Source organism: Paenibacillus sp. VTT E-133280, assembly GCF_002264385.1.
GTDB classification, from domain to species: Bacteria; Bacillota; Bacilli; order Paenibacillales; family Paenibacillaceae; genus Paenibacillus_AQ; species Paenibacillus_AQ nitricinens.
Map to the genome: position 1 here is coordinate 40622 of NZ_NFUX01000050.1, position 16135 is coordinate 56756.

12 protein-coding genes and 1 riboswitch are annotated in these 16135 nt (G+C 46.5%); of the genes, 3 read left to right on the forward strand and 9 right to left on the reverse strand.

Going from position 1 to position 16135, the window contains the following annotated elements; translation table 11 throughout:
- Positions 1–101: 101 nt before the first annotated feature.
- A complete protein-coding gene (locus tag CA600_RS20450) occupies positions 102–971 on the reverse strand; it encodes a cation diffusion facilitator family transporter (RefSeq protein WP_042191865.1) in 870 nt (289 codons plus the stop codon).
- A 124-nt stretch (positions 972–1095) separates the two neighbouring features.
- On the opposite strand from CA600_RS20450, the gene CA600_RS20455 reads away from it, so the two are divergent.
- On the forward strand, positions 1096–1281 hold the full coding sequence (locus CA600_RS20455) for a hypothetical protein (protein ID WP_094872449.1): 186 nt from the start codon (positions 1096–1098) through the stop codon (positions 1279–1281).
- Positions 1282–1363: 82 nt separating this feature from the next.
- On the opposite strand, the gene CA600_RS20460 is transcribed toward CA600_RS20455, so the two are convergent.
- The 3 genes from CA600_RS20460 to CA600_RS20470 all read right to left on the reverse strand — a co-directional run bounded on the left by CA600_RS20460 (position 1364) and on the right by CA600_RS20470 (position 4838).
- A complete protein-coding gene (locus tag CA600_RS20460; RefSeq protein ID WP_094872467.1) occupies positions 1364–1972 on the reverse strand; it encodes a histidine phosphatase family protein in 609 nt (202 codons plus the stop codon).
- A 118-nt stretch (positions 1973–2090) separates the two neighbouring features.
- Positions 2091–3716, reverse strand: coding sequence for an ABC-F family ATP-binding cassette domain-containing protein (locus tag CA600_RS20465; protein ID WP_094872450.1), 1626 nt, complete (start codon positions 3714–3716; stop codon positions 2091–2093).
- Positions 3717–3872: 156 nt separating this feature from the next.
- Positions 3873–4838 (reverse strand): MBL fold metallo-hydrolase, encoded by a 966-nt coding sequence (locus CA600_RS20470; RefSeq protein ID WP_094872452.1) that lies wholly within the window; start codon positions 4836–4838, stop codon positions 3873–3875.
- 243 nt (positions 4839–5081) lie between these two features.
- Between CA600_RS20470 and CA600_RS20475 the strand changes: the two genes are divergently transcribed.
- Both CA600_RS20475 and CA600_RS20480 read left to right on the forward strand, forming a co-directional pair.
- A complete protein-coding gene (locus CA600_RS20475; protein WP_094872453.1) occupies positions 5082–6218 on the forward strand; it encodes a virulence factor in 1137 nt (378 codons plus the stop codon).
- 103 nt (positions 6219–6321) lie between these two features.
- Positions 6322–6527, forward strand: a riboswitch (Lysine riboswitch).
- Positions 6528–6707: 180 nt separating this feature from the next.
- A complete protein-coding gene (locus CA600_RS20480; RefSeq protein WP_373455899.1) occupies positions 6708–8186 on the forward strand; it encodes an amino acid permease in 1479 nt (492 codons plus the stop codon).
- 77 nt (positions 8187–8263) lie between these two features.
- Here CA600_RS20480 and CA600_RS20485 read toward each other — a convergent pair whose 3' ends face one another.
- From CA600_RS20485 to CA600_RS20505, 5 genes are all read right to left on the reverse strand, one after another.
- Positions 8264–9403, reverse strand: a complete 1140-nt coding sequence (locus CA600_RS20485) for a transglutaminase domain-containing protein (protein ID WP_094872455.1) — start codon at positions 9401–9403, stop codon at positions 8264–8266.
- Between the two features lie 140 nt (positions 9404–9543).
- Positions 9544–11916 carry a glycoside hydrolase family 95 protein gene (locus CA600_RS20490; RefSeq protein WP_256989939.1) on the reverse strand — a complete coding sequence of 791 codons (2373 nt, stop codon included), beginning with the start codon at positions 11914–11916 and terminating at the stop codon, positions 9544–9546.
- A 115-nt stretch (positions 11917–12031) separates the two neighbouring features.
- Complete coding sequence (locus CA600_RS20495) at positions 12032–13789, reverse strand: ABC transporter substrate-binding protein (RefSeq protein ID WP_094872456.1); 1758 nt, start codon at positions 13787–13789, stop codon at positions 12032–12034.
- 145 nt (positions 13790–13934) lie between these two features.
- Complete coding sequence (locus tag CA600_RS20500; RefSeq protein WP_094872458.1) at positions 13935–14840, reverse strand: carbohydrate ABC transporter permease; 906 nt, start codon at positions 14838–14840, stop codon at positions 13935–13937.
- A gap of 65 nt (positions 14841–14905) precedes the next feature.
- Positions 14906–15841 carry an ABC transporter permease gene (locus CA600_RS20505; RefSeq protein WP_256989940.1) on the reverse strand — a complete coding sequence of 312 codons (936 nt, stop codon included), beginning with the start codon at positions 15839–15841 and terminating at the stop codon, positions 14906–14908.
- Positions 15842–16135: the final 294 nt, after the last annotated feature.

The window sequence follows — 16135 nt, forward strand, 5'->3', positions numbered from 1 at the left end:
ATTGCACATATAATCATGCCACTTTATGGTAAAACACAGGACTAAAGTCTTGAATCCTCCTTGAATATGTTTGTTTTTTCCTTAAAATAGAATTTTTCAATTTAATCTTTAGGTTCCACATGCACCTGTACATTCATAATATTGTGTAGCTTGCTCATTCTCTCTTCAATGGAATCACTAATCCTATGACCTTCCACCACTGTAATATTCGCGTCTACCTCCACTACAACATCCACGTGTACATGGTTCCCGTGCACCCGTGCCTTCACATCTTTAATCCCCTCTACTCCCGGTGTTCGAGCAATCGTACTACGTAGATCCATCAATCTATCTTCATCAAAGCCATCCGTAAGCCGGTAGGTCGAGTCACGAAAAATATCCCATGCCGTCTTAGAGATAATTAGTCCGACAACTACTGCCGCCGCAGAATCAATCCACGGCAGTCCGAACTGCGCACCTACAATCCCAACAGCAGCACCTATACTAACCATAGCATCCGAAAAATTATCTTTCGCCGCTGCCATGAGTGCACTACTATTTATCTGCTTAGCCAGCCTTTTGTTGTATATGTATACTCCCATCATTGCTACTGCACACACTAGGGCCACACCAGCAGACCATAGCTGCGGGGTTTCCTTTGCACGATCGAAAAAGGACCGCACCGCCTCCACAATCACTTGAATACCTACTACCGCCATAATAAATGAAGCCAACAATGCAGCTACTGTCTCTGCCCGAAAATGTCCATAAGCATGGTCAGAGTCAGGTGGCTTCCGCGAAATCTTTAGACCAACCAACACGGCTGCAGATGCTACGATGTCAGTTAAATTATTGACACCGTCCGCGACCAATGCACTAGAGGCGAATAGATAACCGCTAACCAGCTTGAATGTCGATAAAATGAGGTAAGCGGCTATACTAACCCAAGCGCCACGCTCGCCTTTACGTATATCTTCGTAAATATCAACCATTTTGGCTATCTCCTCGTTTTCTGTTTTGTTAGAAAAGAATTCTTTCAATTATTCTTGCCCTTGTAGCAGCATTTAAAAACAATTAGAATAAAGTGAAGGACTTGCTTCAAAGGAGGTTATCATAATGAGCGAAAACAATGAAAAAGGAAAAATCAATTTAGCTGAAGCTATCCGGCAAAAGCTGGAGCAGAAGAAACAACAATCTTCCTCTAAACCTGGATCAACTTTCCAGGCCGGATCCGCTAAACCCCTAAAAAGTCAGAATAACAAAAAGCCTAGCAACCAACGCCGTCGTACCGGCGGATCCTAGCACTATTTTATAAACATAAAAGGCTGCGTATCCCTCAGGGACAACGCAGCCTTTTATGCGTTCGTCTGCCTTAATGGATGGGCTAGAACTCATCAAATTCATAACTGATTCTCTTTATTGTATAATTAGCCAACTGAAAACATGCGCTTTGGGAAACCTCAAGTGATAAGGCGTCCTGTCTTGCAAGCCCCGCGTATACTCCCCGTAGAATTCTACTTGTTAATCCATGTGTAACCGCAATGACCCGCGGAGTGGAGGACAAGCTATCTAGCCAGTCTGTAACACGCTCCTGAACCGCTTCATAGCTCTCTCCATCTGGTGAACGAAAATACCAATCATACATAGTCGTATCTTCAAGACTATTCGGCCAGCCCTGCTCAATTTCCTTAAGCGTTAACCCTGACCAAGAACCAACGGAAACCTCACTTAACCTAGAATCCGTTTCTACTTTATTGAAATCATAACCTAAGATATCACACAAAATTTGTGTGCTTTGCAGCGCTCTCCCAAGTGGACTTGAAATCACCTTCCATTCGGAGGGATGATCCACCGAATAACGAAGCAGCCTACTAATTTGTCTGACTTGATCCATTCCATGCTCAGTCAGAGGTGAATCCAATTGGCCTTGGTAACGACCTTCCGTATTAAATTCGGTCTCCCCATGCCTCATAATAAAAATAGTTCTGTCCACAAGCATCACCTGCCGTTATCTTTTCAAAATAGAAATTATAAAGACAGCTACTCCAATCCTATTAGGATTAGAGTAGCTGCTTAACGGGTTCCTTCCGCATAACGGCGGAAAGTAAATATTATACTTCTACAGGATACATGCGTTGGCGCATTTCCTTAATTTCTGGATTCTCTAAATACTCATCGTATGTCATCGTGCGATCAATTACACCTGTAGGTGTGATCTCAATGATACGGTTAGCAATCGTTTGGATGAACTGATGGTCATGGGAAGTGAATAGAATAGTCCCGTCGAAATCGATCAGTCCGTTATTCAGTGCCGTAATGGATTCCAAATCCAAGTGATTGGTAGGTTCATCGAATACAAGCACGTTCGCACCGTTCAGCATCATCTTCGCCAGCATACAGCGAACCTTCTCGCCCCCGGACAATACGCTTGCTTTCTTCAGTGCTTCTTCTCCGGCGAACAGCATCCGTCCAAGGAATCCACGTAGGAACGTCTCATCTTGATCTTTAGAATACTGACGCAGCCATTCTACGAGATTCATGTCCACGCCATCGAAATAGCTGGAGTTGTCTTTCGGGAAATAAGCTTGAGTTGTAGTGACTCCCCATGCATATTCACCTGCATCCGCTTCCTGCTCACCCATGATCACATCAAACAGCAGTGATTTAGGCTGGGAGTAAGGACCCACGAAAGCAATCTTATCACCTTTGTTAACTACAAAGCTGATTTCATCAAGAACCTTCTCACCTTCAACCGATTTGGTCAATCCACTGATTGTCAGAAGCTGCTTACCTGCTTCACGTTCAGGTTTGAAGTTGAGGAACGGATATTTACGGTTAGATGGACGAATGTCATCCAACGTAATTTTCTCGAGTTGTTTCTTACGAGAAGTCGCCTGCTTAGACTTGGAAGCATTGGCCGAGAAACGCTGAATAAAGGCTTGCAGTTCCTTGATCTTGTCTTCCTTCTTCTTGTTCGAATCACGCTGCAAAGCTTGAGCAAGCTGACTGGACTCATACCAGAAGTCGTAGTTACCAACGTACATCTGGATTTTGCCAAAATCAATATCCGCAATATGCGTACATACTTTGTTCAAGAAGTGACGGTCATGGGATACGACGATAACAGTACCTTCATAATCCATGAGAAAGTTCTCTAACCAGCCAATCGATTCTAGATCCAAGTGGTTGGTAGGCTCATCGAGCAGGAGGTTATTTGGACGGCCAAACAAGGCTTGTGCCAAGAGTACCCGTACCTTCTCATTGCCGCTCAGTTCGGCCATTTTCTTATCATGCAGTTCACGCATAATACCAAGACCGATCAGCATAGCTGCCGCATCCGGCTCTGCATCCCAGCCATTAAGTTCTGCAAATTCGCCTTCAAGCTCACCGGCACGTAGGCCATCTGCTTCCGTGAAATCTGACTTCGCATAAAGCGCGTCCTTTTCTTTCATGATTTCATAAAGACGAGTGTGACCCATAATTACTGTTTCAAGTACCGGGAATTCATCGTACTCGAAATGATTCTGCTTCAGAACTGCAAGGCGTTCACCTGGTGTTATATGAACATCACCCGTGTTCGCTTCAATCTCCCCAGACAGAATTTTCAGAAAGGTTGATTTACCAGCACCATTGGCACCAATCAAACCATAGCAGTTACCAGGGGTGAATTTTATGTTTACATCTTCGAAGAGAGCGCGTTTTCCGTAGCGGAGTGTTACGCCGCTTGTGCTAATCATTACGCATTACCATCCTTTTCACTTTAGGGTTTCGGCTCATTATAGCATAAAATCAGTGCAAAAATCCCGTGAAATAGGCATTTAAGCTGATCTCTCTCCTGCGAAACTTATTCCAGCTGTTTTACAGCGACAACTTTTAAGGAGGAATTTTTTCAATTATTCCCCAGATGTGCGATTCTCCTTTTGTACGACCAGTGTTTCTCCATAACCGAGTATACGAATTCTTTCCTCCGAAATCGCGTGTTTAACTCGGGCGTTCTCCATGCGATCCAGTGCTTCCCGGGCGGTATCATCAGCAAGTCTGAAGGTACCGTAATGCATCGGAATCATGGTCTCCGCCCCTACATCTAGGAAAGCTTGTATGGCTTCCTCAGGATTTACATGCTGAGAGGTCATGAACCATTCCGGTTCATAGGCCCCAATCGGCACAAGCGCGATATCGATCTTATAACGGTTTCCGATCTCCTTAAAGCCTGGGAAATAACCGCTGTCCCCAGCGAAATAAAGATTTGGAGAAGACTTCTGATTTCCGGAGTCAGCGGGCTCCAAGATGTACCCACCCCAATGAGAAGTATTCGTATCCCATGGCGTTCTCCGCGTCCAGTGCTGAGTAGGAACAAAACTAAGCTTGATCTTACCTAGCGTAATCTCCTGCCACCATTCCATTTCCACACAGTTGTGGAACCCTTTGCGAAGCATTTTACGCTTCAGACCAACAGGAACTACAAGCGTTGTCCCTGCCCGATATAATTTACGGATAGAGGCGATATGCAAATGGTCATAATGAGAGTGCGAAATCAGAATCAGGTCAATCGGTGGCACTTCGCTAAGTGGAATTCCAGGTTGTCCCAGTCTTTTTTCAAAGCCTAGCCTTCTCGCCCAGATGGGATCTGTAATGATATTCATCCCTTCATATTGAAGGAAAAATGTTGAATGCCCAATCCACGTAATGGTATTCTCCAATCGATTCTCAGACAGATAAGATACTTTGGGCGGCGTATTCGGTACAACATAAGAATAGTCCTTCTTCTTGCGACGACGCTCCTCACGCCACTGGCGAAATTCCTTTAATGATTTATCGGTACTTACATTATCGACGTTATGGTAACGAGTTTTAGGCATACAACACCTCTTCTTCAGAAGTTTACCGGGCAATCCTAGCTTTTGCGAATATACTACAACTATATTGAACAGCAGCGTATTTTGCAAAATATACAAATAGCATGATAAAGGTTCGCCCTTTTATTCCTCACAATGGCAGACTTTAGCGAAATAATAGAAGAGTTCTTTTGGTTTCACGCCAGAAATGAGATAATATGTGTATAAAGTATGGCGGTGCATATACCGTTCAAGGGGGAGCTACGTATGAAGATTACTTTTATTGAACCGACTCCAAGTCCAAATACGATGAAGCTACATTTGGACGAAAGTTTAGAACCCGGAATTCGCAAAACCTATACGCCAGAAAGTGAGCGTTCCGCACCTGCTTGGGCACGTGAAATGTTAACGATACCGGGCGTTACTAGCATTTATCATGCCGCTGACTTTGCAGCACTTGAGCGCAAAGGCAACGCCGATTGGGCGGCCATTCTAAGGGAAGTTCAAAGCCGCTTCGGGAGCAACGAAGGATTAACTGGAGATTGGAGTCTGGCTGACGAGAATGCCGGTGCGCATTTTGGGGAAGCGCAAGTCTTCGTCCAATTGTTCCGCGGAATTCCGATGCAAATCCGCGTAAAAACAGGCGCGAATGAAGAGCGCATATCCTTAGCTAACCGCTTTACTAAAGCGGTTATGGATGTGGCTAGCGCCGTAATGATCAAAGAGCGCAAGCTCACCGATTACGGCGTGCGTTATGGCGAGCCCGCGGACATTGCGCGCGAGGTCGAGCAAGAAATCGAGGCAGCGTATCCGCAGGAACGCCTCGACTCCCTCGTGCAGCAAGCTATTGCGCACGGAGCCGAAGGTGAGTTCGTCGAGCAGAGACGAACTCGCACGCAGGATGAGCTGCTGCGAGACCTGAAGCATGAGGATTGGCGCGTGCGGTACGCCGCGCTCGAGGATCTTACGCCGACGGCGGAGCTCCTGCCGGAGCTTAAGGCAGCGCTACACGATCCCAAGCTGCATATTCGCAGGCTTGCTGTCGTGTATCTAGGCGACCTTCGCACGCCTGAGGCGATGGAGCTGCTCTTTGAGGCGATGGCTGACAGCGCCCCAGCCGTAAGACGTACGGCTGGCGATACGCTATCCGACATCGGCGATCCTGCCGCCACGCCAGTGATGACGGCAGCACTAACGGATAAGAGCAAGCTTGTCCGCTGGCGCGCAGCTCGTTTTCTCTACGAAGTTGGCACATCTGAAGCTCAAGATGCGCTCACACTTGCAGCGGATGATCCAGAGTTCGAGGTTGGCCTTCAAGCCAAGATGGCTTTGGAACGTATCGCCTCAGGTGAAGCCGCAGCAGGCACTGTATGGCAACAGATGTCAGAACGCCGCCGTAATTAACACGGAAGTACCTGATTTTGTCATTGCTTTGAGAAGTAAACTTGCTTTATACTAATTCCTGTTGTTTATAAATGAATGAAGTAAAGATAGCCTCGTCATACTAAGATGAGGTAGAGGTCGCGGATATAAAAAGTACGCGTGTGGAGACGTTAGAGCCGTCTATGAATCACGCCGAAAGGAATATCCGCCGAAGCTTGCGCTGTAGCTCTTACAGCGGTGCAGGCTGGGGCCGTTGCCGAAAGGCACGGAACTGTCACATTGTACAGCCTGCGTAAGTAGCAGACTGCAGTGTGTTGCGCTATCTTCACAGGGAGTATGATGCGGAGCTGTATAGATGGAAGCCGCAGACATAGTTTGCGGCTTCTTTGCGTTTACAGAATTTGTATGTTTCGTACATCATCGAAGTATACCTCCCGCATTGCGGGAGTAAGCAGCTCAGCGCTCCCCGTTCATGAACAGTAAGATTAGATCATAAGGAGTGTCATATTCATGCAGGGCAATCAGCACAACCCAGCGCAAGGCAACATGAATCAGCCTGCGCTTAAAAAATCGTTCAAAGCAAGACATTTGACCATGATCGCACTAGGCGGAAGTATTGGGACGGGTCTGTTTCTAGCCAGTGGCGGCGCGATCGCTTCAGCAGGACCTGGTGGAGCCCTTCTGGCTTATACCGCTGTGGGGGTAATGGTTTATTTTCTCATGACTAGTCTTGGAGAGCTCGCCACCTATTTACCGGATTCCGGGTCCTTCAGTACCTACGGCACTCGTTTTGTCAGCCCCGGCTTTGGTTTCGCCATCGGTTGGAACTTCTGGTATAACTGGGCGGTTACGATTGCAGCAGAGCTATCAGCGGCTACCCTCATCATCAAATATTGGTTCCCGGACAGTCCTTCCTTCCTCTGGAGTCTGGTGTTCCTTCTACTGATGTTCGGTCTGAATTTCCTATCTGCTCGTGGCTATGGGGAATCAGAATATTGGTTTGCTATTATCAAAATCATTACCGTTATCGCCTTCCTTATTGTCGGGGTGCTCATGATATTCGGCATTATGGGTGGAAAAGCTGTAGGCTTCAGTAACTTCCAAATGGGGGGCAGTTCCTTCAACGGTGGCTTCTTTGCCTTCGTCGGGGTATTTATGGCAGCCGGATTCTCCTTCCAGGGTACCGAGCTAATCGGCGTTGCTGCGGGTGAGAGCGAGAATCCACGCCGCAACGTCCCCATTGCGATCCGCCAAGTATTCTGGCGTATATTAATCTTTTATATCCTTGCTATATTTGTAATCGGAATGTTGATTCCTTATACGAATCCAGATCTGCTGCGTGGTGGCATCGATGACATCGGAGTCAGTCCGTTTACGATCGTGTTCAATAAAGCCGGGCTTGCCATTGCTGCATCCGTAATGAATGCCGTCATTCTCAGCTCTGTACTATCGGCAGGGAACTCTGGAATGTATGCTTCCACCCGTGTCCTGTATGCAATGGCTAAGGATGGAATGGCTCCACGCGCACTGGGCAAGCTTAATCGCCGCGGTGTCCCTGTTGGCGCTTTGCTAGTAACTACGGCTGTCGGAATGCTCGCCTTTCTTGCTTCATTCTTTGGTGATGGTGCCGTATATAACTGGCTACTGAACGCCTCTGGGATGTGCGGATTTATTAACTGGCTAGGCATTGCAGTCTGCCACTACCGCTTCAGACGTGCCTTTATAGCACAAGGCCATTCCCTAGATGAACTACCTTACCGGGCCAGATGGTTCCCATTCGGACCTATTTTTGCCTTAGCACTTTGTATTGTAGCTATACTCGGTCAGAATATGGGCGCCTTCACAGGTGGAACGATCGACTGGTATGGTATCGCCGTTTCTTATATCAGCTTACCGCTGTTTCTCCTAATCTGGTTCGGCTATCGCTGGTTCCGAAAGAGCAGTATTATTCCTTTGGATAAATGCGATCTTAGTACTCACCCAGAATAAAATGAACCCGTAAAAAAAACAAAAAGGGATGTCCCGCAGCCATTCAGGCTTATGGGATGTCCCTTTCTTATATCCTTCTATTCCCAAGTCACAAACACTTTGAGATCGCCCGTATTGTCAAAAGCAGAACTGGAGTAAGATACATCCTCTAGTCCAAGCTTATATAGCTCCTGCAGGTCATTCTTAAGCTGAGTTCCACTCCCATGATAGCGGAATAATATAGACACCTCACCGGAGGCCATTGCCTTATTCGCTAGCCGAGTCAGATCTCCTACCGAACGTACAATTAGCTCCTCGGCATATAGCTCATAATTGAGATCCTTCTGAAGCTTTTTATACACAGCTGCACTCTGTCCTCCACGCTCCACAAGTGCAGACAAGGTCTTATGATAACCTACCGACGCTGCCGGATAGGATTTCGTCCAGCTATGATCCTGACGCATCTGTGCATCTGTCCTCATGTAGTACGCCGTACTAATAACGCCAGCCTTATCCGGTGTCGGGTCATCCCAAGTCGTGTCGAGATGATACCACCGTCCATCTAATAACACTAGATTCCAGGCATGCAACTGACTACGTCCTCCCGGCTGCTTTGCTGTACCCTCAACGATTTTATTCGTGAATCCAGCTTCCTTTAACAGCTTATAGGTCAACAGCGAATACCCTTGGCAAACGGCGCTGCCACTCTTCAATCCTTCATAAGCCGTATATTTACGATACGAAGTATCATATTTCAGATGAAGCACAACCCAATCATGGATCGCCTTCACCTTCTGATGATTGTTCATGCCCGGCGTTATGATCTTCTTCAGCGCAGCCTTCACTTCTTTGTTCACAAAAGCCGTCTGCTCCAGCGTCTCCAAATATTTCACTTCCACCGTAACTTTTACAGAGCTTGCGCTTCCTCGATAAGTATATCCGTAGCTGTCTATAATGTAATACAAATAAGGGTCACTAGCCATCGCTTGATCCAGGGCCGCTTGTATTTTCGTTTTCAAATTTGAACCTTTGCTCTCATAAGTAAAAGTAATGGTCTCCCTTCGGTTGTTCATTGCACCCGTTAGCTTCTGCGCTACTTCATTTACAGAACGAAGGGTGGGTGAACTCGAAGCCGCATAAGCATGACCCCAGCCCCAATAAATCATCGGTGGAATAGCAGCGAATATAATCACTCCTCCCAGAATGATCTTTACTAATGTGAAGCGTTTTTTCCACATATATATTCCGTTCCTCCGGCTCCTATAGTCTTATAACGAACCCTACCATTTAATAGATAATGAGCGTTTAGGCAAAAAAAGACTGCTCCCTGTAGAATAATTCTACTCTGAGAACAGCCTATATGCTAGAACGATGTGTTTTATTCGCTTTGTGGTGTAATGATATAGGTCTCTCCTATTACGGTTTCAAATTCCATCTCTAGCCCTATTCGTGAACCATCAGAACTTTGAATGAGCAAAGGCTGGTGACTATAAATTCTGCAGATTTGACCATGAGTCGAGGTCAGCTCCGCCTTCATTAAGCGTCCTTCACGCCATTCTATATTTGTGATAAAGCCGCCACGTGCTACTAAGCCTTTCACACTACCTTCAGACCATTCTTCTGGAAGAGCCGGTAATAATTCAAGCCCTTCCTGATGACTCTGCAAGAGCATTTCAGCAATTCCGGCCGTAGTTCCGAAGTTACCGTCAATCTGAAATGGAGGGTGATTACCGAATAAATTCGGCAGACTTGAATCTTGCAAAATACGACGTAAACAGCTATACGCACTCCCTCCATCCTTCAAACGTGCATATAGATTAAGCAGCCAGGCTGCACTCCAGCCCGTGTGTCCACCCCCGCCTTCCAAGCGCTTCTTAAGCGTTAACGCTGCTGCCTCCGCTAGCTCTGGTGTGGAGGAAGGACTAATTACATTTCCGGGATATAAATCATACAAATGAGAGACATGGCGGTGCCCAGGCTCTTGTTCAGCAAAATCCTCACTCCATTCACGAATACGTCCGTCCGGTGCAATCCCAGGATGAGCGAGTCGTTCCTGTTTCTGACTCAGCTCCTGCCTCAGCTGGGCATCGGTATTCAAAATCTCAGCAGCCCGAATGCAATGCTTGAACAGCTCATCGATCAGCGATAAATCCATAACTGAGCCAGCTGAAATACTGCATGGCGTGCCATCAGCAGTCAAGAATACATTCTCCGGTGACGTAGACAGACCCGTTGTCCATCTTCCATCAGGCAGCTCTACCAGCCAATCCAGACAAAATAATGCGGCTCCCTTTAACAAAGGAAAAGCTGTGTTGCGCAAATATTCCTCGTCTGGACGGAAAGCGTAACGTTCCCATAAATGGCGAGAGAGCCAAACGCCTCCCATTGGCCAAAATGCCCACATCGCCTTGCCGTCTGACGGAGATGTCATACGCCACAAATCTGTATTATGATGCACCGTCCAGCCACGTGCGCCATAATGAATATTTGCTGTACGACTGCCAGCCACACTAAGTTCAGTAATAAAATCGATTAAAGGTTCATGGCATTCACCCAACCCGCATAACTCGGCTGGCCAATAATTCATTTCAGTGTTTATATTGGTCGTATAATTACTGTTCCATGGCGGCTGGAGATAGGGATTCCAGATCCCTTGCAGATTCAGAGCTTGTGTACCCGGCCGTGAGCCAGCAATCATCAGGTACCGGCCATACTGGAACAGCAGCGCTTCTAGCGCAGAATCTGCCTGCCCCTCCTGGTACCGTTTTAGTCGCTCATCCGTGGGAAGCTCTATCCGGGAGGACGAAGATGCAAGCGTCAACTCCACGCGGCGGAACAAGGACTGATGATCCTCTAGATGGCGCTGCTTCAGCTTCGCATATCCAGTAGAAGATAAAGCCAATTGCTCTAGGCACAACTCCGAAGGTAGCTTACCGCCGCTTCCTGGCATCCGGTCATACCCGGCAAAATCGGTTGCTGCAGCTAGACGGATCGTAATGGAGCGCGCACCTGAAACCGACAATATACCGTTCTCAGCTCTACAATTACCGCCATCTGTACGGATCTCCATTGCAGCGGCAAAACTTATGCCGAGACCCTCTTCGTATAATACAGCACGCGGATGATCTCCTACATAATTATCAGCAACATGCGACGGGGCACGACCGGTCATTATCAGCATACCGTCAGGAGTAATCTCTGGTCGAGAAGGATGCGGCGAAGTTAGAGCCACCGAGAAATCCGGTAGAATGCCCACACCCTTTCTCCCCTCTGCATGGATATGAATGACTATAAGTTCATCTGGTCTGCTGGCCAAAACTTCGCGCACAATCCTTACATCCCCAGCAGTATAGGATACCGTAGCAAGCGCTTGATTCAAATCAAGCTCTCTCTGATAATCCTCTATAGGACTACCAAGATTGAACTTCATTCGCAAGTCTCCGAGCGGTTGATAGGATTCAGTCCGTCTGCCTAACATCTTGGAATCTACCAGTGCTTCCGCTTTCTTGTATTCCCCCTCTGCCACTAAATGTTTGGCCGGAGCCAAATGACGCAGCGCCTCATAATTAGCTGTATCCCGTGGAAAGCCCGACCATAAGGTGTCTTCATTTAGTTGAATCAGTTCTTCTTCCGTTCCGCCAAAGACCATGCCGCCCAGACGGCCGTTACCGACTGGCATTGCCTCTTCCCATACAGCCGCAGGCTGCTTATACCAGAGATCATGCCGCCCAGTGTTCTTACCTTCTCCCACGTATATTCCTCCTATCCTGTAATTACAGATGAAAAGAAATCGGCGGGAAGCCCGGACTTTCGTTCGGACTTCCCGCCATCTTCATGCTTTTATTTTATTAGCCGCGATTCAGTAATTACTCATTCCAAAGTTTCACGCGTTGTTTAACCAGCTCTTCACGTAAATCTTCAGCTTTCGTCACGTCAGCTTTATCCAGTTCAGCCATATAAGCATCCCAAACTTTGTCGAAATCAGCTGGTTTGGACAAGATGGCTTCAGGAATCCGTTTCCAACTGATATCCTTCAGCTTGTTGTCGAGAACGACAATTTCACTATCCCCAGGAATCGTGATGTTCCATGCCGCGCCCCAAGGTTTAACTTTGAATTCATCTTCATTTGGGAAGAGGTCTTTCCAAGTTGTTGCTTTATAAGCAGCAAGTGTTTCTTTTTCAACTGCATTGTAGCCTACAGTTACTTGCTCAGGGAAACGAGTTGTATAGTAATTTCCAGTTGGGTCCAATACGCCGTCACCATAGTGAGCGCTAAGCAGAGCATAGTTTGATCCGACATTGCCAAGTCCTGTTTCTTTCTGGAAATTGGTAGTGTCATTATATTTGCGGTTGTTCACATCTTCAGGAATGACACGTTTGCCGTCAACTACGTTATAATGCTTACCTTCAATACCCCAGTTAACCAATACTTGACCTTCATCGGAAGCTAAGTAGTCCAAGAATTTAATTGCACGTACTGGATCTTTAGCATCTACACTGATCCCAATACCGTTACCACCCATAAAGCCTGTAGGCCAGAAGGAAGTTTCTTTGTACTCTTCAGACAGGGTTACTGGATAGTGCCCGTATCCTTGATCCAGCTTACCTTCAGCTTTCAATGCTCTTTCTCCATCGCCATAACCCCAGTCTTGGTCAATCAAACCAATAACACGGCCGGTAGCGATTTTAGCTTTGTACTGATCATACTTTTGAACGAAGCTTTCCGGGTCAAGCAATCCGATATCATTCATATGGTTGAGCCAGCGGAAATATTCTTTCTCAGCAGGACGACGGAAGTGATAAGTTACCTCTTGTGTGTCGATATCGATTGCATATTCACCATCATCAGGAGAGCCTGTAGTAGTGAATGCTGGGTTAGTTACTGTAATGTACATGTACCAATCATCTGCATTTAGGGTCAGACCGATGTTTTTGTTACCATTTTCATCGGTGGGATGTTTTTCCAGGTAAGCCTTGATTACGTTCTCATAATCTTGGACCGTTTTAATTACAGGATATCCCGCTTCTTTAACAGCACGATGCTGTAGTTCAAATCCGCCACCAGCATCAAAGTATTTGTTATCCACACCTGCATACGTAGGAATAGCATAAATCGCGTGGTCATCATCACTGTAGCGTGAGCGTTTCATGCCTTCTTCGCCTAATACTTTTTTGATGTTCGGAGCATATTTTTCAATCAGATCTGTCAGATCAAGCATTGCGCCTGCATCCACCAGCTTGCTTACGTCGGTCTTGGCACTGATCAGATCCGGATAATCACCGCTCGCTGCGATCAACGCTACTTTTTGAGCAGGGTCACCAACCGCGTATTCAGCATTCAAGGTAACTCCTGTTTTTTCCGTAATCACTTTACCAACTTCATCTTGCATGCCTGTCCAGTTCGGGTTAGGGTCAGCACTGAAGAAAGTCATCGTGAGCGGAGAAGTATCCTCAACCGCATTGGCCGAATTAGCCGCATTACCCTTATTTGTTGCATTTTTAGCTGCATCTCCAGCTGCGTTATTGCCGTTATTTCCACCACAACCTGCGAGCATGCCGAGCATCATAATAGAAGTGAGTGTAAGTGCAGTTGCTTTAGCTTTTATTTTTCTATTATTCCCCATTACATAAACCCTCCTTAAAATTGTTTATCTATCGTATCACAGATAAATCCTGTTAATACTTATCCCAAAACTTCCCACAGGAAAAGAAAACGGATACAAAACACAATTAAAGTGCAGGGGAGACTAAGCTCCCCTGTAGCTGTGATTAGCTCTTCACAGCGCCAAGTGTCATACCTTGAACAAAGTACTTCTGAATGAACGGATACACCAACAAAATTGGTACGGTTACGACAATCGTAATCGCCATCTTGATAGACTCTGGCGAGACCTGATTCGAAGCTAGAGAAGCAATGTTGGAGCGGTAATCGCCACCATTACCACTGGTTGTACTCTGCAGAACCTTCATCAGTTCATATTGCAATGTCGTCAGTTGAGGGCTTGAACCATTATACAAATACGTATCAAACCATGCATTCCATTGACCTACCGCCAGGAACAGCGCGATTGTTGCTAGAGCCGGCTTCATCAGCGGCAGGATGACACGCCAGTAAATGGTAAAATCATTCGCTCCATCCAGTTTCGCCGATTCCTGCAGTGCATACGGCAGACCGTCAATAAAGGAGCGGATAACGAAGACATTAAAAGCACTAACTAATCCAGGCAATACGTAGACTGCAAAGCTGTTCATCATGTGCAGATCCTTGATCAGCATGTATATTGGAATCATCCCTCCAGAGATATACATGGTCATCGCCAAGAATGTGGAGACGAACTTGCGGCCTGCAAAGTCAGGACGACTGATCGTAAATGCTAGCATCGAGGCACTGATCAGTCCGAACAAAGTACCGATGACTGTCCGCAAAGCGGATATTTTGAACCCGGTCATTAGCCCTGCGAAACTGAAGATTTTCAAGTAATTGTCCCAGGTAAATTCCCGGGGATAAATGGTGATACCGCCGCGCACACTATCCACTGAATCATTCAGCGAGATCGCAAGCACATTCAGAAACGGATAGATCGTGATTACAACCACGAACAGTACTACGAAGTACACTATGAAGTCAAAGATCCGGTCTGACCACGACTTTCCGGTAATAGCTGTGTTCCCCACTGTAACGCTCTCCTTTCAAGAAAAGGGCAATATTGCAGCCACGATTGGTAGAAGGGTCTTCTGTGTTACAGAAGGCTCTCTTTAGTTGTACGCTTGAAGATTCCATTAATCGTAAACAGCAAGATTACACTGATCACTGAGTTGAATATATTGATCGCGGTACCGTAGGAATATCTCGCCATGCCTAGTCCGTATTTCAGAGAGTACAGATCCAGCACCTGAGAATAATCGGTAACGAGGTTGTTTCCAAGCAAGAATTGCTTCTCAAAGCCGATATTCAGCAAATTACCAATCGACATAATGAGTAGCACTGTAATAGTCGGGCGGATACCTGGAAGGGTAATATGCCAAACTTGGCGGAGCCTGCTGGCTCCGTCTACCCGGGCCGCTTCGTACAGTTCAGGTCCAATACCCGAGATAGCTGCAAGGTAGATAATCGCATTCCATCCGGTTTCTTTCCACACATCTGATAAAGTAACGATTCCCCAGAAGAGATGGCCCTGAGCCATGAACTGAATAGGTGAGTCTATAAAACCAATTGTTAACAAGAGATCGTTTACAAGACCATTTTCACTAGATAACATTTTAGTTACAATTCCCGCTGCAACCACCCAAGATACAAAGTGGGGCAAATACGAGACCGTCTGAGCAAATCGTTTAAAAAATCCGAGGCGAACTTCGTTTAGCAATATTGCAAACGTTATCGGAAAGATAAAGCCTGCGATGAGACCCATTCCACTCATCGCCAGCGTATTACGCAGCGCCAGAAGGAATTGCGAGTCACTGAACAGTGTCTTAAAGTGTTCAAAACCTACCCATTCTTGTTCAAAAAAGCCACGTGCGGGCTTGTACTTTTGAAAAGCCATCGTCCAGCCCCATAAGGGGAGATAACTGAAAACGAATGCCCAGATGACAAAAGGTATCGACATCATCCACAAATACTTTTGATTCTTAAAGCTTCTCCAAAACCGTCCTCCTGAAGCAGGCTTTTTGTTGCGCATTCGGGTGTCCGGCGGGATTTGAGCAGTTACTGTGTCCGCTTTCATAAAGCCCCTCCTCTCTATGTCATAATTCTAAAACTTTGTAAGCGATTGCAGTACCCTATAAATTCGACTTAAAATCAGGTGAAAATTAGAGATTTTTGTCCGGGGTGAATTCTCTTTTCGCTCATCGACACAGGGGGGCTAATGCTGCTGGCGTTTGCATTATTCTTTGGATTGGACTTCTGGAAACACTCAGCTGGATGTTAGTCGCTACGCGGAATATTTGGACTTCCGATCGCTGTTATCCTCAGA